The sequence below is a fragment of the Pseudomonas sp. X10 genome (assembly GCF_054889225.1).
In genome coordinates this window covers 2,588,418-2,609,168 of sequence record NZ_CM142677.1, presented here as the reverse complement: position 1 = coordinate 2,609,168, position 20,751 = coordinate 2,588,418, and the positions used below count along the sequence as shown (strand labels likewise).

The window sequence follows — 20,751 nt, the reverse complement described above, 5'->3', positions numbered from 1 at the left end:
GTATTTTTTCGACTTGCCAGGACAGGGAATGGGCACTAAGGTAGCGCTGTCTCGGAGCACAGGCAATGTATCTTTACTAGCAAGCCTGTCCTGGGCATCCATACTGCGTTAGACAAAATCAATAACAGCCGGGAAAGTAGCGTCCGTGATTCAGGTTCGTGCAGCCAAAGACAGCGCTATCTCACCCCGCAGGAGGTACTGATGAACTCTCCCCTGTCCGCGATTGTGGTAATGGGCGTGGCTGGCTGCGGCAAGAGCTGCGTCGGTGCCGCCATTGCCGCCAAGAGCGGCGGCCGCCTGATCGAAGGCGATGCCTTTCACCCTGCTGCCAATATCGAGAAGATGAGCGCCGGCATTCCCCTCAATGATGACGACCGTGCCGGCTGGCTGGTGCGCCTCGGCGAGGAGCTGCAAGCCATCCTCCTGGCCGGCGAGCGCCCTATCCTCACCTGCTCGGCACTCAAGCGCCGCTACCGCGACAGCCTGCGCCAGGCCGTACCGGGGCTGGCCTTCGTCTTTCTCGAGCTGAGCCCTGCCGAAGCCGAACGTCGGGTCCTTGCGCGTCCCGGCCACTTCATGCCGGCCAGCCTGATCGACAGCCAGTTCGCCACCCTCGAGCCGCCCCACGGCGAGCCGCTGACGCTGGCGCTGGATGCCACTCAAGCGATCGAGCAACTTGCCGAGACGGTCGACGATTGGCTAAAGCCCCACGGTGAACCGAGGCTGGCGCGGACCGCCTGACCCGGCGGTCTTCAGTTCACCAAAGACAGCGCTGTCTTGGCGCCCTGTGGCGCCAAAAGCTCCGCCAAAACAATAAAATCGAGGCATAAGAACGATGTTCGGACTGGCTACTGATACCTACCTGCTGCTCGACGCCCTGGTCACCATCGTGGGCCTGGTGCTACTAATCACCCACTTCAAGGTCCACCCCTTTGTCGCCCTGACCCTGGCGGCCGGCTTCCTCGGCCTGACCTCGGGCATGGAGGTGGCCAAGGTCATGAAATCCTTCCAGGACGGCTTCGGCGGTGTGCTCGGTTTCGTCGGCATCGTCCTGGCCCTGGGCACCATGCTCGGCAAGCTGATGGCCGACTCCGGTGGCGCCGACCAGATCGCCCAGACACTGATCCGCGCCTTCGGTGCGCGACGCGTGCACTGGGCGATGATGTTCGCCGCCTTCTTGGTCGGCATCCCGCTGTTCTTCGAGATCGGTTTCGTCCTGCTGATCCCGCTGGTGTTCATCGTCGCCCGACGCTCCGGCGTGTCGTTGATCAAGATCGGCATACCGCTGCTGGCCGGCTTGTCCGTGGTCCACGGGCTGGTACCGCCGCACCCGGGTCCGCTGCTGGCGATCGGCATCTTCAATGCCGACATCGGCAAAACCATCTTCTACGGCCTGCTGGTCGCCCTGCCCACGGCGGTGATCGCCGGCCCGATGTTCGGCAACTTCATCTCCCGCTACATCCCGGGCACGCCGTCCCAGGAGCTGATGGACCAGATCGCACGCGAGTCGGACCAGAAGAACCTGCCCAGCTTCAGCGTCACCCTCATCACCGTGCTGCTACCGGTGTTCCTGATGCTGCTCAAGACCTTCGCTGACGTGGTGCTGCCCGCCGAGCACATCGTGCGCCAGTGGATGGACCTGATCGGCCACCCCATCACCGCCCTGCTCGCCGCCCTGTTGCTGGCGTTCTACACCTTTGGCGCGGCCCGCGGCTTCTCTCGCCAGCAGATCATGAAACTGCTCGACCAGAGCCTGGCCCCCACCGCCGCGATCATTCTCATCGTCGGCGCCGGCGGTGGCTTCAAGCAAATGTTGGTGGACACCGGGGTCGGCAACGTCATCGGGCAAATGGCCGTGCAAGCGCAAATCTCGCCCATTCTCCTGGCTTGGCTGGTGGCTGCGGTGATCCGCATCGCCACCGGTTCGGCGACAGTCGCCACCATCACCGGCGCCGGCATCGTCGCGCCAGTGGTCGATATGGTCCCCGGGGTCAACCGCGAGCTGCTGGTGCTGGCCACCGGTGCCGGCTCGCTGATCCTCTCCCACGTCAATGACGCCGGCTTCTGGCTGGTGAAGCAGTACTTCAACATGACCGTGGCAGAGACCTTCAAGACCTGGAGCATGATGGAAACCCTCCTTTCGGTGGTTGGCATCATCTTCATCATGCTGTTGTCGCTAGTGGTCTGACCGTTTGTCGAACAGAGGGCACCCAGGACGGGTGCCCTGCGCCTATATGGGTAAGCACCTGCTTTCCATCAAAAGGAGTTTGACGATGAAACGCTCCCTGCCCTACGGCCTGTTCCTGGCAGCGGCCCTAGCCGCCCCGTTCTCTCTGGCGGCTGGCACCGGCCCGACCTACCCCGATGACCCACACAGCACGGCCCCGGAACCGGGTGCCGACAGCACTCTCAACCCGATAGAGCGCCCGATGCCCCGCGATACCGACCCGCGCATCCAGGGCAACGACCCTGACAGCCCGCCTGCCGACCAGACCGACGACCGTCGTCTGCCCGGCATGGACGGCAGTGGCTCAGAAGGCACCGGGAGCCAGGGTGATGGCAGCAGCAACGACGGCAATAGCCAGCCCTGATCACCACTGGCGCTTGTCGGGCCGGGTCAGGCCGAGTTTCTCGATGCGGTAGCGCAGCATGTCGCGGCTCAGGCCCAGCAAGCGCGCCGACTTGGTGACATTCCAATCCGTGCGATCCAGGGTTTTGCACACCAAGTCACGCTCCATGTCCGGCAGGCTGGTGCCATGGTCGGGCTCATGGCGCGGCGCCTCGAAGGTTTGTGCCGAGGGAGGCGCCACAGGCTCCTCGACAAGGCCCATGCACAGGTTGAGCTGGTGCGCGGCAATCACCTCGTTCGGCGCCAGCAGCACCGTCTGCTCCAGCATGTTGCGCAGTTCGCGGACATTGCCCGGCCAACTGTAGCCGAGCATCAAGGCCTCGGCCTCGGCGGAAAAACGCAGGTTCGGCTTGCCGTAACGCCGCCCATGATGGGCGAGGAAGTGTCGTGCCAGTATCAGGATGTCCTGGCCCCGGGCATACAAGCGCGGCACCTTGAGGGCGATGATGCGCAGGCGGAAGAACAGGTCTCGACGGAACTTACCCTGCTGCACCATCTGCTCCAGATTGCAATTGGTCGCGCTGATGATGCGCAGGTCGACCTTGCGCTCCTTGACCGCGCCGATCCGGCGAATGCAGCGGTCTTCCAGCAGCTTGAGCAACTTGGCCTGCAACACCAGGTCCATCTCGCCGATTTCATCGAGGAACAGCGTGCCGCCATCGGCCGCCTCGACCAGCCCGACCCGACGCTCCTTGGCATCGGTGAAAGCGCCCTTCTCATGGCCGAACAACTCGGCCTCCAGCAAGTTGGCGGGGATCGAGGCGCAGTTGAACTCGATGAACGGCCCCTTGCTGCGTAAACCGTCGAAATGCAGCGCACGGGCCACTAGCTCCTTGCCAGTACCGGTCTCGCCTTCGACCAGCACCGGTGGCAGGTCATCGCTGGCCATACGCCGCTCGGCATCGAGCAACTGCCGTAACGTGTGCTTGAGACCCAACATGGCCGGGGATTCGCCAATCAGCGCCTGCAACCCGGACTTCTGCGCTTCGCGCTCCTGATAGAACGACAGGGTGCGCTCCATCCGCTCGGTGGCCAGGGCCTTGTCGAGCATCAGCTTGAGCTCGGCCAGCACCACCGGTTTGGTGAGATAGTGAAAGGCCCCCTCCTTCATCGCCAGCACGGCGTCTTCCACATTGCCGTAGCCCGTCATCATGATCACCTTGAGCGCCGGAGCCTGGGCCACCAGGGTGCGCAACAGGTCATGGCCGCTCATGCCAGGCAGTGAGTTGTCGGTCAGCACTGCGTCCGGCTGGCCGCGCTGCAGGTGCTCCAGAGCCAGCTCGGCACTGTGGCAGACCGTGACCTCGAAGCCCTTGAGGCTCAAGTAGGTACGGATGTTGTCGGCAAGAATCTCATCATCCTCGACGACCAGTATGCTGTGCTCCATGGTCCCCTCCCGCTGCAATTTTGAAGATCAGGCAGACGCGGGTTCCTTCCTCTTCTCGGCTGCTCAGGCTGACCGAGCCACCAAAACGTTCCATGATGCGCTTGACCAATACCAGGCCAACGCCAAGGCCACCCTGCTTGGTGGTGAAAAACGGCTTGAAAACCATCCGTTCCTGCTGGCGGGTCATGCCTTTGCCCGTGTCGCTCACGGTCAATTGCACCCGCTGCCCGTCCATGATCTGGACCTGCGCCAACAACCGCCCCCCCTTGGGCATGGCCTCCAGAGCGTTGGCAAACAGGCTGTTGAGAATCTGCGTCAGTTGCAATGGCTGGCTGACCACCCACTGCTGCGCCGGTGCGTCGAGCTCGAAGTGCACCCCATGGCGCTCGGCCTGTTGGGCAAAGGCGTGCCGGGTATCCTCCAGGGCCGCCACCAGTTCCACCGCTTCGGCCTCCTCGTTGGCCGGGCGCAACGACGTCAGCAAATCACGCACCCAGCGCGACATGCGATCGACCTGGCAAATGATGTCGCCAATGTTCTTCTGCGCCCCAGGGCTGGCGATCTCCTGGGCCAGTTCGGCACTGGAACGGATATTGGCCAAGGGGTTGCGCAAACTATGGGCCACCGCCGAAGACATTTCGCCCAAGGCGACGAAGGTTTCTCCGGCCACCAGACGGTTCTGCTGGTTGTGCAGCAGGCTGGCGGCACGGCGCACGATCCAGAACAGGCCGAAATAAATCAGCGTGCCGCCGATCAGGGTCGAGGTCCAGATCAGCACATAACCGCGCTGAATGCGCCGGACCAGGTCCTGGGGCTCCTTGTAGATCTCCACCATCGACAACACCTCTTCGCCCAGGCTGTCGAACATGGGGATGTAGTTTTCGATGAACAGGTACTTGGGCTCACGCAGGAACTTCTGTTCCTCGCGCTCCTCGGCGACCTTGTGATAGCTGGCCGACACCGGCTCGCGCAAGGTGAAGGCCTGGTCCAGGTCGCCATCGCCGAGGATGCGCAGGCCGACCAGCAGCGGATTGGTCGACCAGACGATGGTGCGGTCCCTGCCGTAGACATTGGCCAGCAAGGTATCGGGCAGGTGCTCGACATGGTCGAGGAACTCGGAGCGTGTGGCTTCGGCCAATTCGGGGCTGACCAAGGCGTGCAAGCCGTCCAGGCGTGGGTCGAGCAGTTCACCCATCGTGGTGCCCGGCGGAAGCTGCGAGTGGCGGACCTCGGCCTGGGCCATGGCCTGGATGAACTGGGCGGTGAGCATGGCATCGCGCTCGACGCTGTCGATGACCACGAAGCGCGTCGAGACATAACCCAGTCCGCCGGCCACCGATGCAATGATCAACAGGCTGACCAGAGAGAACCAGCGCAGCAGGTTGAATTCGCGCAGCGGCGCAGCCAGTGCACTGGAAGGCGCTGAAGCCTTGTCGGAGACATCGTTTTCCAGCGTCTGCATCGCGTCGATTCCGCCTGGATGCCTGTCATGGGCCTTGCTGTGCAACCGTTACCAGCTGTAGCAGGTTGATAGCACTTTGCCAAAGCTGCCGCCGCTTCCGTTTGTCGCAATGGTCAAAGCAAGTTTCTGGCCATCGCATTACAAAAAATAAATATTGTTTATTTTCAATTGGTTAAAAACACAACATGATCCTTTATCTAGGATCAATCCCCACCTTTGGGGTACATTTCACCCACCCCTGGCTACTTCTTTCATATCAATAAGTTAGGAGTAATTTTTACTGCTCTACCTCATGATGAGGTTTCAACGAGCCAAGCGAAAGCTCAGCAGCACGCTGGTACCACTGCCCTCCCGGCTGTGCAGACGGACAGACCCGCCGAAACGCTCCATGATCCGCTTGACCAGCATCAGCCCAACGCCCAGGCCACCCTGTTTGGTGGTGAAGAACGGCCGGAAGGCCAAGCGTTGCTGCTGTTCGCTCATGCCCCGGCCGCTGTCGGACAAGCGCAGCGTCAGGTTGCGGCGGTCCTGCCGCACCAGCTCGACGCGCAGGCGGCCACCCTGTTCCATCGCCTCCAGGGCATTGGCAATCAGGCTGTTGAAGATTTGCGCCAACAGCGCCGGCTGGCCAAGCACCTGGACCGCTGGCAGCTTCTCCAGCTCCAGTTGCACGCCTGCGCGCACCAGCGGTACGGCGAAGGCCTGCAGGCTCTCCTGCAAGGCCAGCGGCAGGTCCACCGGCACGGCGTCGTCGTTGAGCGGGCGCAATGACTGCAGCAGTTGCCGCACCCAGTGCGACATGCGGTCGACCTGATTGATGATGTCGCTGATGTTCTTTTGCGCCGGTCCCTCGTCGAAGGCCTGGGCCAGCTCGGCGCTGGAGCGGATGCTGGCCAGCGGGTTGCGCAGGCTGTGGGCCACCGCCGAAGACATTTCGCCCAAGGCGACGAAGGTTTCATTGTTGATCAGGGTTCTCTGCTGCACCGCCAGCAGCCGTGCGGCACGCCGCATGATGCCGTACAGCCCGATATAGACCAGGCCCGCACCCAGGGCGATGGCCAGCCAGATCATCAAAAGCCCGTGTTCGATGCGCACGATCAGGTCATGGGGCTCCTTGTAGATCTCCACCATGGCCGTGACCCGCTCGTCGTCAGCATCGAACAGCGGGATATAGTTCTCGATGAACAAGTGCTCCGGCGGCGTCACGAACTTCTGTTCGCTGCGCGCATCGTCCACATTGTGGTAACTGGCCGAGACCCGCATCTTGTGCTCGAAGGCCCGCTCCAGGTCTTCATCGGAGTCGATCATCTTGCCGGTCAAGGCCGGGTTGCTCGACCAGATCACCGTACGGTCAGGAGCGTAGATGTTGGCCAGCAGCACATCCGGCAGGTGGGCGATGTGATCGAGGAACTCACCGCGCGCCTTGCGCCGGGCCTCGGGGTCGACATCCGGCATGGCCTGATCCATGCGCGGATCGAGCAATTCGCCCATGCTGCGCACATCGGGGATCGATACATGGCGCACTTCGGCGTCGGCGATGGACTGGATGAACTGGGCAGTGAGCAAAGCGTCGCGCTCGACGCTCTCGTTGATGACGAAGCGGCTGGACACCAGTCCCAGCCCAATGGCCACGGAAAAGATGATGGCCAGGCTGACCCAGGCATACCAGCGCAACAGGTTGAACGGCTTGCGTGCCACCCCCGGATCGATCAACCGGAAGCTTGCGGAACTCGGTACAAGGTCCATGACTGACTCCGGGGCGTTCGCCTTAGAAGGTTATAGCCCAGAGTTGGGGAAAGCATGGCCCCGGTGTGGGAAATGAGGAACTGCTTTGTGCCGAGATGGGGCACGCAGCGGCCCCAAACCATACGGCAGATGCCTTGAGTGAACAGCATGACGCTCCTGCCGGGCCCGGCATCACTCGGTTTCTGCGACCGACGCTAGCCCTCTCCCTGCCGGCCGGTCAGCTCCGCGATGCTGATTTCACGCATGCGGAACTTCTGGATCTTGCCGGTTACGGTCATGGGAAAGGCCTCAACGAAGCGGAAGTAGCGTGGCACCTTGAAATGAGCGATCCGCGCCTTGGCCCAGCTGCGCAGTTCATCTTCGCTGACGCTGTGTCCGGGATGGAGCCTGACCCAGGCCACGATTTCCTCGCCGTAGCGGCTGCAGGGAATGCCGATCACCTGCACATCGGCCACCGCCGGGTGGGTGAAGAAAAACTCTTCCAACTCACGGGGATAGATGTTCTCGCCACCGCGAATGATCATGTCCTTGCTGCGCCCGACGATGCGCACATAGCCCTGCTCATCCATCACCGCCAGGTCGCCGGTATGCATCCAGCCATCCTCGTCGATGCTAGCGGCGGTCGCCTCGGGGTTGTTCCAGTAGCCAAGCATGACGCTATAGCCTCGGGTACAGAGTTCGCCGATCTCGCCACGTGGCACGGTACGGCCTTCGCTGTCGATGACCTTGCTCTCCAGGCAGGGTTGGGTGCGGCCGACCGAAGTGACGCGTACCTCCAGCCCATCCTCGGCCGCCGTTTGCAGAGACACCGGACTGGTCTCGGTCATGCCGTAGGCGATCTGCACCTCGCGCATATGCAACTCGTCGATCACCCGGCGCATCACCTCGATCGGACACGTGGCGCCGGCCATGATGCCGGTGCGCAGGCTCGACAGGTCGAATTCGCCACGCTGGGGGTGATCCAGCTCGGCGATGAACATGGTCGGCACCCCGTACAGCGCGGTGGCCCGCTCCTCGGCTACCGCACGCAAGGTGGCCAAGGGGTCGAAGGCATCCCCCGGGTAGATCAGGGTGGAGCCGTGGGTCAGGCAGCCGAGGTTGGCCATGACCATGCCAAAGCAGTGGTACAGCGGCACCGGCACCACCAGCCGGTCATGCTCGGTCAGGCCGAGGCTCTCGCCGACCATGTAGCCGTTGTTGAGGATGTTGTGGTGGCTGAGGGTCGCCCCCTTCGGAAAGCCGGTGGTGCCTGAGGTGTACTGGATATTGATCGGGTCCTCGCAACGCAGGCTGGCCTGGCGCGCGGCCAGCGCCTCGGCGCTGACTTCGTCGGCCCGGGCCTGCAGCGCTTGCCACGACAGGAAGCCCGCCGGCGGCTGGGCGGCCAGGCTGACCACCCCGCGCAGCTCAGGCAAGCGTTCACAGGCGAGTTCGCCCGGTACGCTCGCCGCGAGCCCCGGCACCAGATCCAGCAGCATCGCGTGGTAGTCGGAGGTCTTGAAGGCATCGGCGCAAATCACCCAGCGGCAACCGGACTGGGTCAGTGCATAGTCCAGCTCGCTGCTGCGGTACGCTGGGTTGATATTGACCAGGATGGCGCCGATCTTGGCGCTGGCGAACTGGGTGATGCACCACTCGGCGCAGTTGGGCGCCCAGATGCCCAGGCGATCGCCGCTATTGACGCCCAGGGCGAGCAAAGCCCGGGCTTGGCGCTCGACGGCCTCGGCCAACGTCCGCCAGCTATAGCGCAGCGCCTGGTGACGGACGACCAGCGCCTCGCGCTCGGCAAAGCGGGACACCGTCGCGTCGAAGGCATCCCCGATGGTCATGTTGAGCAGGGCCTTGTCCTGCCGGCCTTGGGTGTAGCTCTGCTGGTTCATGGCGGTCTCTTGTTCTGGTTGTACCGGGAACCTTGGGGCGCCTGGGCGCCCCGTGTTGATTTACCTGACGAACACCTGGGTGGTGGTGATCGACATGTCGCCACCGGGCAGCTTGATGTTCTTCACCTTCTCCAGGCTGTTGGGGTCGAACACCGCGATGTCGTTGAAGGTGCCGGCCAAGTAGAGCTTGCTGCCCTGCTTGTTGAAGGCGATGCAGTAGTAAGTGTGGTCCAGGTTGGCAGCCTTGATCAGCTTGCGCTCCTTGATGTCGTAGCGGGCCAGGCGGTTGAGCACGCCGTACATCTGGTTCGGGTCTTTGGGCGAGCGCAAGCCGGTGAAGTACAGCTCGATCAACGGCGCAAACTCACGATAGCTGCTCTTGCCGGTCTTCAGGTCGATGCTGAGATGGCCGTACATCAGGTCGGCGGTGTCCGGGTCCTCCTTTTCGTCCTTGAACTTGGCCACGGTGTAGAGCATCGAGAAGTCGTGCTGCGCGGTCTGGTGCGGCCAGAAGTACAGCACATCAGGTGCGCTGTAGCCCGGGCGCTGCCAATTGCGCAACGGCAGCGCGACCTCGTACTTGCCGGTCTGCACATCCATCTTGTAGATGTCCGGCCCGGCCACGAACAGGCTACCGTCATCGGCCGCCCGCATCAGGTACACCTGGCGTGGCATGGGGAAGTTGCGCACCGGCTTGGCGCCGACCCCGTCGGCGGTACGGAATACTTCCAAGCGCGGTTGCTTGACCACATAGTGATCGTTCAGCCGCTGGGTCGGGTTGACCGTAGCGTAGAGCTCCTTGCCATCTGGGCTGAGGGCGAAGGAGAACATCGAACGCCCTAGTTCGCCGGGTGTGTTCGACAGGTTGGCGTGGAACACCGTCTTGCAGCTATCCAGGTCGATGCCGTAGAGGTCGCCGAAGTGGTTGTTGAGCAGGTACGCGGTGCGGTTGTCCGGCGCCATCATCGCGGTGCCGGGGCCAAAAGCGTCTGGCAGGCGGCAGGTCTTGTAGACCTCGTCGCTGGCCAGGTCCACCACGTGCAGGTTGTTCGGGTAGTTGGTGGCGATCATGTATTCGTGGCCCGGCTTGAGCGCAGGCGCTTGCCCAGCAGCAGCGGTGCTGTCGTCGGCGGCCCAGGCCGCCAGGGTGCCGGCACAGGCGGCAACAGTGAGCGCAAGCTTGGCGAAGACTCCAGGTTTCATGCGGTTTCCCCTTGTTGTTCTTGTCGGCCGGTCACTTGTCTTTCGGGAAGACAGTGCCGAGGTTGCGCCAATCCTCTTGCGAGTTGCTCGCCTGGGCGTTCCAGTCCTGGTAAGTGCTCATCATGTCGGGCACCTGGGCCGGCCACCAGCAAGGGTCCGCGCAACCATAGAGGTCGGCTTCCATCGGCTGGCAGAGCGAGGTCACGCCACCAAAGGCATCCACTTCCCAACCCGGGTCGGTGGTCGCGGTGCAGCCGGCAACGGCGCTCATGGCCACCACTTCCTCGATGCGGTCCTCGGCAGCGGCCTGTTCGAGTATTTGTGCTTTGTTGTTCAGGGGCTTGAGGTGCTTCATGTCAGTGCGCCTTCCTGGGAGTGATGTAGCGGCTGATGAAGGCCGGGTTCGCGGCCATGATGCGGCTGTAGACCTCGATGCCGAAGTCCACCCAGTCGCGCATCAACTCGCAGTAGTGGTAAGTCGGGTGGGTGGGATCGCCGTAGCGCGCATAGCTTTCGTGGTAGCAGCCACCGGAACACAGATTGCGGATGCGGCAGCTGTCGCACCCTGTGCCGCTGCGGTCCAGGCGCTGGGACAGGAAGTCGTTCAGCTCCACCTGTTTCACGCCGCTCTCCACATTGCCGAAGGTCGGCAGGCTGGAGCCGGTGAAGCGGTGGCACAGGTTCAGCTCGCCCTTGTGGTCGACCGCCAGCATCTTCAGACCGGCACCGCACGGCAGGGCCTTCTTGTGGCCCTCATGGATGTCAGTGATCAGTTGATGCAGATTGGAAAAGCCGATGTTGCGGTGTTCCAGCGCCGCCTCCAGGTAGCGGCGGCCCAGGGCCTTCATGTTGGCGAAGACCTCGACCAGTTCATCTCCGGTCAGGTTGAAGTCGGCCAGATCACCCGAAGTCACCGGGGCAAAGCCCACCTCGGCGAAGCCCAATTCATTGAACAGGTGGTCCCAGATGGTCTCCACGTCGGTGATGCCGCGGGTCAGGGTCACTCGCGCGCCCACTGGGCGGCTGTCGTAGCGTGACAGCAACATGCTGGCCTTGCGCCGGACCACATCGTAGGTGCCCTGCCCGCCCACCGTGATGCGGTTGCGGTCATGGACCGTCTTGGGCCCGTCGATGCTCACCGACAGCCCGAAACGGTGGGCATTGAGCCAATCGACGATCTCCTCGGTGAGCAGCGTGGCATTGGTGGTCATGATGAATTCCACCTGCTTGCCCGCTTCGGCGAAGCGTCGCTCGCAGTAATCCACCATATGCTCGATCAATGGCCGGTTGGACAGCGGCTCGCCGCCGAAGAACACCACGCTGTAGCGCGTCTCGTCCGGCGACTCCTTGAGCAGCATCTCCACCGAGGCTTCGGCGGTCGCCGTGCTCATCTTCTTGCCCGCCGAGGGCTTGTCCAGGTCTTCCTTGTAGCAGTAGGTGCAGCTCAGGTTGCAGCCGGTGTTGACGTTCAACACCACGGTGTTGAGCGCCGTGCGCTCGACCCGCTTCAGGCCGATCTCTGGGGTCAGCGGCGAACCGTCGCTGACCACTTCCAGGGCGATCAGCTCGTGCAGGGTCTCCTGGATGTCCTGGCCGGTGAAACGCTGGCCCAGTCGCTGCACCAACTCCTCAGGCGAGCAGCCCTGCTGGCGCAAGGCATCGATGATGCCGCCCGTGACCTCGTCGGTGGCGAACAGCGAACTGCTGGGGATATGGAACAACATGCGGTCGGCATCCACCCGCACCTCGTGCAGGTTACGTTCGACCAGATTCAATAATGCGCCCATGGCGACCTCCGATATTCATCCCGTTCAACGATGGAAACCGGGCGCCGCGGCGCCCGCTCGGCCCCTGCCGGTCACGGCAAGGGTGGGTTGTTCCAGCGCTGGACGGTGACGATCAGATGGCCTTCGCCCTTCTGCCCACCGTCCTCGAGCTCGGCAATCACCTTCAGATTGCCGGCATTGTTGGTCATCATCTTGCGTTCGGGGTTCGGCCCGGCACCGCTGGGCATGAACACGCCGTTCTCCAGCATCTGTCCGGCGAACTTCACGTCTTCATCCTCCTGGGCGCGCTCGTCATACGGCTGCACGGACCACTTGGCCGGCAGGTAGCCGATGCGCAGCGGCTTGCCTTGGGCATCCTTGCCCCAGGCTTCGGCCTCGAAGCGACCTTGCACCTTGGGCGTGGAACCGCCGTTCTCACCGATACGGGCAATGGAGAACGCTGGCACCACCTTCACTTCCTCGACCTTGTCGTACACCGTCAGGGTCACGCCCTTGAGTGCACCTTGGCTGACTTCGCGAACGCCGGGTGCTGCGTCCGCTGCTGCCCGCGCCTTGACCCGGACCTGGCCGGGGCTCGACTCCAGGACCTGGGTGACTTCAATCCCCGCGCCCAGGTCCGGCGTGCCGGACAGGCCACTGCCCACCAGGGTGAACTCAGCTTCGCTGCCCGCCTTGATGAAGGACGGCTGCACGGCCAACAGCTTGGCCTGGCCTTGCTTGACCGCGCTGAAGTCCAGGCCGCGCTCATCGTGCTCGGCCTCGAACATGCGCCCTTTCATCTCACCCTCGAGCGCCGCGAAGACCTGGCGCATCGAGGCATCGCCAACCTTAACGTTGCCGCGCCACTCATAACCGTTGTAGAGGATCGCCGAGCCCGTGCCCTCGAAAGGCGTGCCGTCGGCGTACTGGCCCTTGACCTCGACCTTGAAGGTATCGCCTTGCTCGGCGCTGACCGTCATCACCCCGCGCACGTCGCCCTTGGCCAGCATGTGGCCGCTGAAGGTCCATTGCCCGGGCAGCACGTCGGCAGCGGGACGGGCTTTCTGCCAGTCGGCCCAGGCCTGGGTTTCCAGGCCGAAGCGCTTGGCCAGGTCCGGCACCACCTGCTTGAGGGCGATGTCCAGCCAGTCGCGGTCGCGGGACTGGGCCTGGTACTCGAGCGATGGCCACTGCCCCAGGTGGAAGTTGACCAAGTGCTCCCACTCCTTGGCCGGTCGCCGTTGCAGGGCGACCCGCGCCCCGGAGTGACAGCGCCCACACATCTGGCTCAAGGAATCGTCGAACTGCTCGACGGTGTTCAGCCGGCGCTCCATGGCGTAACGCACGCCGTCGGTCTCGCTGGGCGCCAGGCCCTGCTTGTCCGCCAGGTACTTGACCAGGGTGCGGCGATCGTCATCGCTGATCTGAAGGCCATGCATGACCTGCATGCGGGCGATGCTCATCAACCAGCCCTCGGGCGTCTTGCGTTGATGACTGATGCGGCTGTAGCTGTCGTTGCCTTCCGGAATATGGCAACCCATGCACTTGGATTGCAGCAGGCTGGGGCCCTGTTCTGCAGCCTGGGCCTGGGTGCATAGCAAGGCGGCGGCGATCAGTGCCAGGCTGCCCGTATGCCGCCGGAGTCGAGTCGTCTTCAAGGTCAGACCTCCACGGTGTTGTTCTTATCGTTGTTGCACGCTGGGTGCCGGGTGCATCTGACAACGGTGGATACAGGATCTGTGCCAGTCTCGGTAAAATCCTTTCTTTTCAGCCAGTTGATGGCTTCAAGGGCGGCCATGGCAGGGTTTGGCCACGGGCCTGAACGTCTAATTTCGCGACAGCCTGTTCCACCTTGAGACACCACCTTGCCCACTCCAGGAAAAGGTAGCTCCAGATCTGTTCCAGCGCTGTCTCAGCCCGTCTCAAACTGCAACAACAGCGCTTGAGCCTGTGGCTCCAAAAATTCGGCAAACCCCTTTCCCATCAGTCAATTACCCCTGTTTCGTGGCGTTGGCACGCGGGTTGCGAAAGCCCCTCGCACATCCAATGACAAGAGGCACAGCCCCATGCTTTCCGACCTGCCCGTACTGCCCGCCACCAAAGCCTTTCTCGCCCGCAAGCTGAAGATGCGCATCGGCGCCGACTGGCAGGACGCGGCGAGTGGCCGGACCTTGAATTTCCGCAACCCAGCCAGCGGCGAGATCCTCGGCGAAGTCCCCAGCGCCGACAGTGAAGACGTGGACCGCGCCGTACAGGCTGCGCGCCAGGCCTTCGACGACTCCGCCTGGAGCCGCATGCGTCCCCGCGAGCGGCAGAACCTGCTGTGGCGCCTGGCCGACCTGATGGAGCGCGACGCCCAGCAACTGGCCGAGCTGGAATGCCTGAACAACGGTAAGAGCGCCAGCGTGGCCAAGGTCATGGACGTGCAGTTGGCCATCGACTTCCTGCGCTACATGGCCGGTTGGGCGACCAAGATCGAAGGCTCGACGGTAGACCCTTCGATGCCACTGATGCCCAACGATCAGTTCCACGGTTTCATCCGTCGCGAGGCCGTTGGCGTGGTGGGCGCCATCGTCGCCTGGAACTTTCCGCTCCTGCTGGCCTGCTGGAAGCTCGGCCCGGCCCTGGCCACCGGCTGCACCATGGTGCTCAAGCCGGCGGACGAAACCCCGCTGACCGCCTTGAAGCTGGCTGAGTTGGTCCAGGAGGCCGGCTACCCGGACGGCGTATTCAACGTCATCACCGGCACCGGTCTGAATGCCGGTGCCGCCCTGACCCGCCACCCCGGCGTGGACAAGCTGACCTTCACCGGCTCCACCGAGGTCGGCAAGCAGATCGGCAAGGCCGCCATGGACAACATGACTCGCGTCACCCTCGAACTGGGTGGCAAGTCACCGACCATCGTCATGCCCGACGCCAACCTGCAGGACGCCGCCGCGGGCGCCGCCACCGCCATCTTCTTCAACCAGGGCCAGGTGTGCTGCGCCGGCTCCCGCCTCTATGTGCACCGCAAGCATTTCGACAATGTGGTGGCCGACATTGCCGGCATCGCCAATGGCATGAAGCTTGGCAATGGCCTGGACCCAGCGGTGCAGATGGGGCCGCTGATATCGGCCAAGCAGCAAGACCGCGTCACCGGCTACATCGACCTGGGCCGCGAACTGGGCGCGACCATTGCCTGTGGTGGCGAAGGCTTCGGCCCGGGCTACTTCGTCAAGCCGACCGTGATCGTCGACGTCGACCAGCGCCACCGGCTGGTCCAGGAAGAGATCTTCGGCCCCGTGCTGGTGGCCATGCCCTTCGATGACATCGACGAAGTGGTGCGCCTGGCCAACGACAACCCCTACGGCCTGGGCGCGAGCATCTGGTCCAACGACCTGGCGGCAGTCCACCGGATGATCCCGAAGATCAAGTCCGGCTCGGTCTGGGTGAACTGCCACAGCGCCCTGGACCCGGCGCTGCCGTTCGGCGGCTACAAGCTGTCGGGCGTGGGCCGGGAAATGGGCGCGGCGGCGATCGAGCACTACACCGAGCTCAAATCGGTGCTGATCAAGCTCTGACCCCCGGCATCGAACCCGGTGCTGCACCTGCGGGGCCTGGCTTGCCGGCTCCCGGGTGCTGCACCGGCCATAACAAAAACAAGGAGCACCCCGATGATCCGTACCCTGCGTACTCCCTTGGCCCTGGCCCTGTTGCTCGGCACCGCGCACGCCCACGAGCTCTACAACCAGGACGGCAGCGTCCTCAATGCCGACCTCGAAGCCCTCTTCGGCATTTTCCACAGCGATGAAAGCTACGACGTGGCCGGCAACCGCCAGCCCGGCAGCAGCGCCTGGCGCGAGGGCTACATCAAGTACGGCCTGAGCGGCAGCCAGGCCCTGGCCGGCAACGGCACCCTGTATGGCGCCTTCAACCTGCTCAGTTCTGGCACTTGGGGCGACGGTGACGCCGCCGGGCTAACGCTGGGCAGCGAACGCCGTACCGCCATCGAGGATGCCTACCTGGGCTGGCGCTCAGGCAACCTGTTCCCAGCCTTGGGCGAAGACGGCATCGATATCTCCGGCGGCCGCCAGGTGCTCACCCTCGGCGATGGCTTCCTCATCCAGGGCGACCCGGTGAACCTCGGCGATGTCGACCTGGGCGCCAACTTCGACCGTGGCGGAGCTTACTACCTGGCGGCGCGACAGGCCTTCGACCGCACGGCGGTGCTGCGCCTGGGCGGCAGCGAGGGCTGGCGTGGCGACCTGATCTGGCTGAAATCGGACAACCACTACCAAGCCGACACCGCCCTGGCCATCGGCAATCTGGAACACATCAGCGAAGCCGGCACCTTCGGCCTGAGCTGGATACACGGCCTGGATGTAGACCAGCGCTACGCCGCGATCATGGGCCTGGAGGAGCGCGACGGCATGGACACCGTAAGCCTGCGCGGGCGCAGTAGCCTGGGCGTGAAGAACCTGGAAGTGGCGGCCGAATACGTGACCCAGGACAAAGACAGCGGGCGTGAGAACGCCTGGTATCTGGAGGGCGCCTGGACCTTCTCCGAGATGCCCTGGACACCCACCGCCACCTACCGCTACAGCCGCTTCTCCGAAGCCTTCGACCCGCTGTTCTACGGCGCCAGCCGCGGCTATGGCACCTGGTTCCAGGGCGAAGTGGCGGCCAACTACGCCGGCCCCTTCAACAGCAACAGCCAGGTCCACCACCTGGGCCTGAAGGCCACGCCACGCGAGAACCTGACCCTGGGCGCGCTGTACTTCGACTTCGCCACCCTGGACAAGGACCGCGGCAACCTGGGAGGACGGGAGCTGGACCTGTACCTGGAATGGATGGTCAACGACCACCTGCTGATCAGTCCGCTGATTGGCTTCTACAAGCCCGAGCGCAGTGCCGACAACGGCGGGCTGCAACTGGGCAGCCGCGACACCGGCACCTACCTGCAACTGCTGGTGGGGACCTTCTTCTAACCCTTCAAGCGCCATGCCCCTGCGCGGCCAGCCAGCCGCGCAGCATGGCCTGCTCACTGGCTGGCCTGTCCCGCAACAGCTCATCCACGCCTTGCCCCGCCTGCAGCCCACGCACCAGGGGCGCCAGGGCGACACCCTGCAAGTGCCAGATGCCCAGGGGCTGGTCAGGGCTGACCACCACCTCGGCTTCATCGATGAGGCCCTCACGGATGACCGGCCGGCGCTCCACCCGCAATTGCTGGAAGTCAGCCGCACCGTGGACCGGTTGGGCGTCCGGCCATGTCCTGCGCTTGTCCCAGAACGGGCGCCCGGCCCGACCTTGCTCCTGGGCGTAGAAGTCCCGGCCGATGCGGGCGAAGCGCAGGAACAGCTGTTCGATACGGGCTTGGTGAAAGCCCTGCGCCAGCTCCCCACGCTCAGGATGGCGCAACAAGGTGTTGATCACCGCCGGGGCCTGCAGCGCCGAGGACAGCGACTGGAAGATACCGTTGCCCGACAGCGGGTCCACAGCCATGGCGGCATCGCCAATGCGCAACCAGTTGGTGCCCGCGCACTGCCCTGCAAGAACCGCTGTGCTGCTGCGCGCATGCACTTCGGCGGGCTGGCAGGCGCCCGCACCGAACAGTTCGGCCACCAGCGCGGATTGCTGGCGGCGTTCGGCGCAATAGTCGGGCAACTGCGCCCTCGGCGGCAGACCAGCGGCGCCGGCATCCAGGCTGACCTGCCAATAGCAACGGCCATCCGCCAGTCGCGCCATCCAGGCCCAGCCGTCATCCAGGCTCTCCACCGCCGACACCGGCTCGCCTGGGGACGACCGCCAGAGATTGAGCAGGCTAACGCTTTCTGGCCCACGCAGGCGGTCTGCCGCCAGAGGGGCCTGGCGGCCGCGGGCCTCGACCAGGAAGTCCGCGCTCAGCCTCCTACCGTTGTCCAGCTCCACGTAATGCCCATCGGCGCCGCTGCGCACCTCCCGTACACGGCCTTCGATCACACCGGCGCCGGCTTGGCGCAAGTCTTCGCGCAAGGCCTGGTCGAACAGGCTGCGGTCCAGCAGGCACTCCTGGTTGATCCGCTGGCTGTCACCGTTCCAGACCACCCGGCGCCGTGAAGGCATGGTGGCCTGGGCCAGGGCCCTGGCCAACCCCGCATGGCGCAAGCCCTCCAGCACACGCTGGGAGACGCCCTCCACCGCCGCGAAACGGCGCCAGTCGGAGACCACCTCGACCGCATAGCCCAGCCGCCGCAGGCCGATGGCACAAGCAACGCCGGCGGGGCCGGCGCCCAGCACCAGGATGCGTGGTTCAGGCATGCTCACCTCGACGCTGCTGCGGGCCGACGAAGGCGGCGTTGTCGCGCAGGTACGCCAGCACCTGTTCACGCTTGGCACCCGGATGCCCACGCAAAAACGCCCAGACCTGGCTGCTCAGGGCCGCGCAAGCCAGGCTCGCCCCTGCGGTTCCCCCGGCCGGACTTACGGGGGCGCCGAAATCGGCCTGCGCGCTGTCCAGCCAGGACCACTGCCCCGGCCCGCAACGGGCATCACCGGTGACGCGGATAACCCCTGGGTAGCTGGCCGGATACACCGGCCCACCACGCGCCGGACTCGACGCACATAGCAGCACGCCGGCTTCCACCGCCGTGGCACAGGCCTGGCGCAGCACGTGCCGGTCCTGTTGCAAGCCGAGGCTCATGTTCACCAGCGCCGCACCCTGCTCCACCAACCAGAACAACGCGGCACTGACCTGCAAGGCCGTGGTCGCCCACTGCCCGCCGAACACCTGGGCCACCAGCACCTCGCCGGCGTCGCCGCGTTCCAGCAGGGTGTCGAGTACGGTGCTTCCGTGTCCCAGGGCGTCCGCCTGCAGGTCGCCTTCACGAAGCGCCTCCTGCTCCAGCCAGAAGCGCCGTCCGCCAGCTGAGCGCGCAGCCTGCTGCAACGAGCAGCCCGAGTCGATCAGGCCAATGCGCAATTCACCGGCCATGGCGCAAAGGCTCCTGCTGCAGGCTGCGCAACTGGCCACTTTCCAGGTGCAGGTGGAAATCGGCATCGGCCAGGGTTGCCGCGCGGTGACTGATCAGAATCCGGGTACGGCCAGCGAACAGTTGGTCGATCGCCGCGATCACTTCCCGCTCGGTGGCCTCGTCCACGGCAGAGGTGGCTTCGTCCAGCACCAGGATCAACGGGTCCTGCAACAGCGCCCGGGCAATGGCGATACGCTGCTTCTGCCCGCCGGACAACTGCTGGCCACGTTCGCCCAAGGGTCCGTCCAGGCCCATGGGCAAGGACTCGACCAGGCGGTCCAGGCGGGTCAGCGCCACGACCCGCTCCAGTGCCTCGCGGCTGGCTTCCGGCACGCTGTAGGCGAGGTTTTCCGCCAGGGTGCCGCGAAACAGCACGATGTCCTGGCTGACCACCGCGATGCGTCGGCGTAGGGCCAGCAGGTCGAGGTCGCGCAGGTCCACGCCATCGAGCAGGATGCGCCCGGCATCGGGGTCGTAGAAGCGTTGCAGCAGGTCGATCAGAGTCGACTTGCCCACGCCCGATGCGCCGCTGATGGCCACCTTGAGGCCGGCGGGGATACACACCTGCACGTCGCGCAAGACTTCGCCCCGACGTTGCTCATGGGCGAAATGCACGCCCTCCAAGCGCAACTCACCCCGCCCCTGGGGCATGGGCGCCGGCGTATCGGGCTGGCGCACCGCGACCGGCTCTTGCTGCAACTCCATGACCCGTCCCAGGCTGACGGCCATGCGCTGCACCGCTACATACAGGCCCAGCAGGCTCTGTACCGGGCCGACGGCCATGCCCAGGTAAGTGGAAAAAGCGATCAGCGCGCCCAACTGCCAAGTGCCCTGGATCACCCAGTAACCGCCAACCAGAAAGGCAGCGGCACGACACAGGGACGTCAGGGTGCCAGGCACGGCCTGGGTGAAGAATTCCGTGACCTGCACCTTGAGCAACTGGCCCATATACCCCTGCCCCAGCCGTCCCAGGCGCGCGGACTCGCGCTGCTGCTGGCCGGCCGCCTGGATGAACTTCATCGCCGGCAGGGTCTCGACCAGGAACGACGAGACATCCGCCGAGCGCTCGCGCAGGTTGCGCACCTCGCGCTCGACCTTGCGCCGCATCCAGCGCAGCCAGAGCACCTCGATGGGAATCAGCACGGCCAGCAACAGGGACAACTCCCAGGACAGCATGAGCATCAGGGTCACCGCACCGACCAGTCCGATCAGGCTGGAGACCGCGGAAAACAGCGAGTCCACGGCAAAACGCTGGATTTCCGCCACGTCGCCATCGAGCCGCGAAAGGATGTCACCGAGCCGCTTGCGCCCATAGAACGCCGGCGAAAGCTGTTGCAGGTGGCCATAGAGGTCATCGCGCAGGGCAAACAGGATTCGCCCGGACAAGCGGGTGTGCAGGTAGCGGTTGATCCCCGATAACAGCGTGCCCAGCAGGCCTGCGACGATCATGATCGCCGCCATGTGCCACAAGGTCTGGAAGTCCTTGGCGAGCAGGCCCTCGTCGATCAGGGTCTTGACCAGCCAGGGTTGCGCCAGCACCAGCAACGAGGCGGCCAGGGACAGCCCCAGCAGCGAGGCGATCGCCCGCCAGTGGGGACGCACGAAGCCATACAGCCAGGCCAGGGCGCGGCGCATGAGGTCCGGGTCGGTGGAGTCGACCAGCTTCAGGAAAAGACCACGCATCGCGAT

Annotated in this window: 16 protein-coding genes; 5 read left to right on the top strand and 11 right to left on the bottom strand. The window is 64.4% G+C overall.

The features are described from left to right. Nucleotides 1-201 precede the first annotated feature (201 nt). From ACYU03_RS11945 to ACYU03_RS11935, 3 genes are all read left to right on the top strand, one after another. A complete protein-coding gene (locus ACYU03_RS11945) occupies nucleotides 202-741 on the top strand; it encodes a gluconokinase (RefSeq protein WP_461890964.1) in 540 nt (179 codons plus the stop codon). A 94-nt stretch (nucleotides 742-835) separates the two neighbouring features. Continuing rightward, nucleotides 836-2,188, top strand: a complete 1,353-nt coding sequence (locus ACYU03_RS11940; RefSeq protein ID WP_461890962.1) for a GntP family permease — start codon at nucleotides 836-838, stop codon at nucleotides 2,186-2,188. Between the two features lie 85 nt (nucleotides 2,189-2,273). Next, entirely contained in the window at nucleotides 2,274-2,591 is a 318-nt protein-coding gene (locus ACYU03_RS11935; RefSeq protein ID WP_461890960.1) for a hypothetical protein, read from the top strand. On the opposite strand, the gene ACYU03_RS11930 is transcribed toward ACYU03_RS11935, so the two are convergent. The 8 genes from ACYU03_RS11930 to peaA form a co-directional block, all read right to left on the bottom strand. Beyond that, the gene (locus ACYU03_RS11930) at nucleotides 2,592-4,016 is read right to left on the bottom strand and encodes a sigma-54-dependent transcriptional regulator (protein WP_461890958.1); all 1,425 of its coding nucleotides are present in this window, start codon (nucleotides 4,014-4,016) and stop codon (nucleotides 2,592-2,594) included. It abuts the gene before it with no gap. After that, entirely contained in the window at nucleotides 3,985-5,478 is a 1,494-nt protein-coding gene (locus ACYU03_RS11925; RefSeq protein ID WP_461890956.1) for a sensor histidine kinase, read from the bottom strand. Before ACYU03_RS11925 ends, ACYU03_RS11930 begins: the two co-directional genes overlap by 32 nt. A 303-nt stretch (nucleotides 5,479-5,781) precedes the next feature. Continuing rightward, entirely contained in the window at nucleotides 5,782-7,224 is a 1,443-nt protein-coding gene (locus tag ACYU03_RS11920) for a sensor histidine kinase (protein WP_461890954.1), read from the bottom strand. Nucleotides 7,225-7,418: 194 nt separating this feature from the next. Next, nucleotides 7,419-9,104, bottom strand: coding sequence for an AMP-binding protein (locus ACYU03_RS11915; RefSeq protein WP_461890952.1), 1,686 nt, complete (start codon nucleotides 9,102-9,104; stop codon nucleotides 7,419-7,421). A gap of 60 nt (nucleotides 9,105-9,164) precedes the next feature. Then, nucleotides 9,165-10,307 (bottom strand): quinohemoprotein amine dehydrogenase subunit beta, encoded by a 1,143-nt coding sequence (peaD, locus tag ACYU03_RS11910; protein WP_461890950.1) that lies wholly within the window; start codon nucleotides 10,305-10,307, stop codon nucleotides 9,165-9,167. 31 nt (nucleotides 10,308-10,338) lie between these two features. Further along, the gene (gene qhpC / locus ACYU03_RS11905; protein WP_461890948.1) at nucleotides 10,339-10,662 is read right to left on the bottom strand and encodes a quinohemoprotein amine dehydrogenase subunit gamma; all 324 of its coding nucleotides are present in this window, start codon (nucleotides 10,660-10,662) and stop codon (nucleotides 10,339-10,341) included. Nucleotide 10,663: 1 nt separating this feature from the next. Further along, on the bottom strand, nucleotides 10,664-12,094 hold the full coding sequence (gene peaB / locus ACYU03_RS11900) for a quinohemoprotein amine dehydrogenase maturation protein (protein WP_461890946.1): 1,431 nt from the start codon (nucleotides 12,092-12,094) through the stop codon (nucleotides 10,664-10,666). 71 nt (nucleotides 12,095-12,165) lie between these two features. Further along, on the bottom strand, nucleotides 12,166-13,731 hold the full coding sequence (peaA, locus tag ACYU03_RS11895; protein WP_461890944.1) for a quinohemoprotein amine dehydrogenase subunit alpha: 1,566 nt from the start codon (nucleotides 13,729-13,731) through the stop codon (nucleotides 12,166-12,168). Between the two features lie 408 nt (nucleotides 13,732-14,139). Between peaA and ACYU03_RS11890 the strand changes: the two genes are divergently transcribed. Together ACYU03_RS11890 and ACYU03_RS11885 are read left to right on the top strand one after the other, a co-directional pair. Further along, a complete protein-coding gene (locus ACYU03_RS11890; protein WP_461890942.1) occupies nucleotides 14,140-15,633 on the top strand; it encodes an aldehyde dehydrogenase family protein in 1,494 nt (497 codons plus the stop codon). Nucleotides 15,634-15,726: 93 nt separating this feature from the next. Continuing rightward, a complete protein-coding gene (locus tag ACYU03_RS11885) occupies nucleotides 15,727-17,040 on the top strand; it encodes an alginate export family protein (protein ID WP_461890940.1) in 1,314 nt (437 codons plus the stop codon). A gap of 4 nt (nucleotides 17,041-17,044) precedes the next feature. On the opposite strand, the gene qhpG is transcribed toward ACYU03_RS11885, so the two are convergent. Genes qhpG through ACYU03_RS11870 form a run of 3 tightly spaced genes read right to left on the bottom strand, consistent with a single transcriptional unit; the run spans nucleotide 17,045 to nucleotide 20,745 of the window. Further along, complete coding sequence (gene qhpG / locus ACYU03_RS11880; RefSeq protein WP_461890938.1) at nucleotides 17,045-18,349, bottom strand: flavin-dependent monooxygenase QhpG; 1,305 nt, start codon at nucleotides 18,347-18,349, stop codon at nucleotides 17,045-17,047. Further along, entirely contained in the window at nucleotides 18,342-19,022 is a 681-nt protein-coding gene (gene qhpE, locus ACYU03_RS11875) for a subtilisin-like serine protease QhpE (RefSeq protein WP_461890937.1), read from the bottom strand. Before qhpE ends, qhpG begins: the two co-directional genes overlap by 8 nt. Continuing rightward, on the bottom strand, nucleotides 19,012-20,745 hold the full coding sequence (locus ACYU03_RS11870) for an ABC transporter ATP-binding protein (RefSeq protein WP_461890935.1): 1,734 nt from the start codon (nucleotides 20,743-20,745) through the stop codon (nucleotides 19,012-19,014). Before ACYU03_RS11870 ends, qhpE begins: the two co-directional genes overlap by 11 nt. Nucleotides 20,746-20,751: the final 6 nt, after the last annotated feature.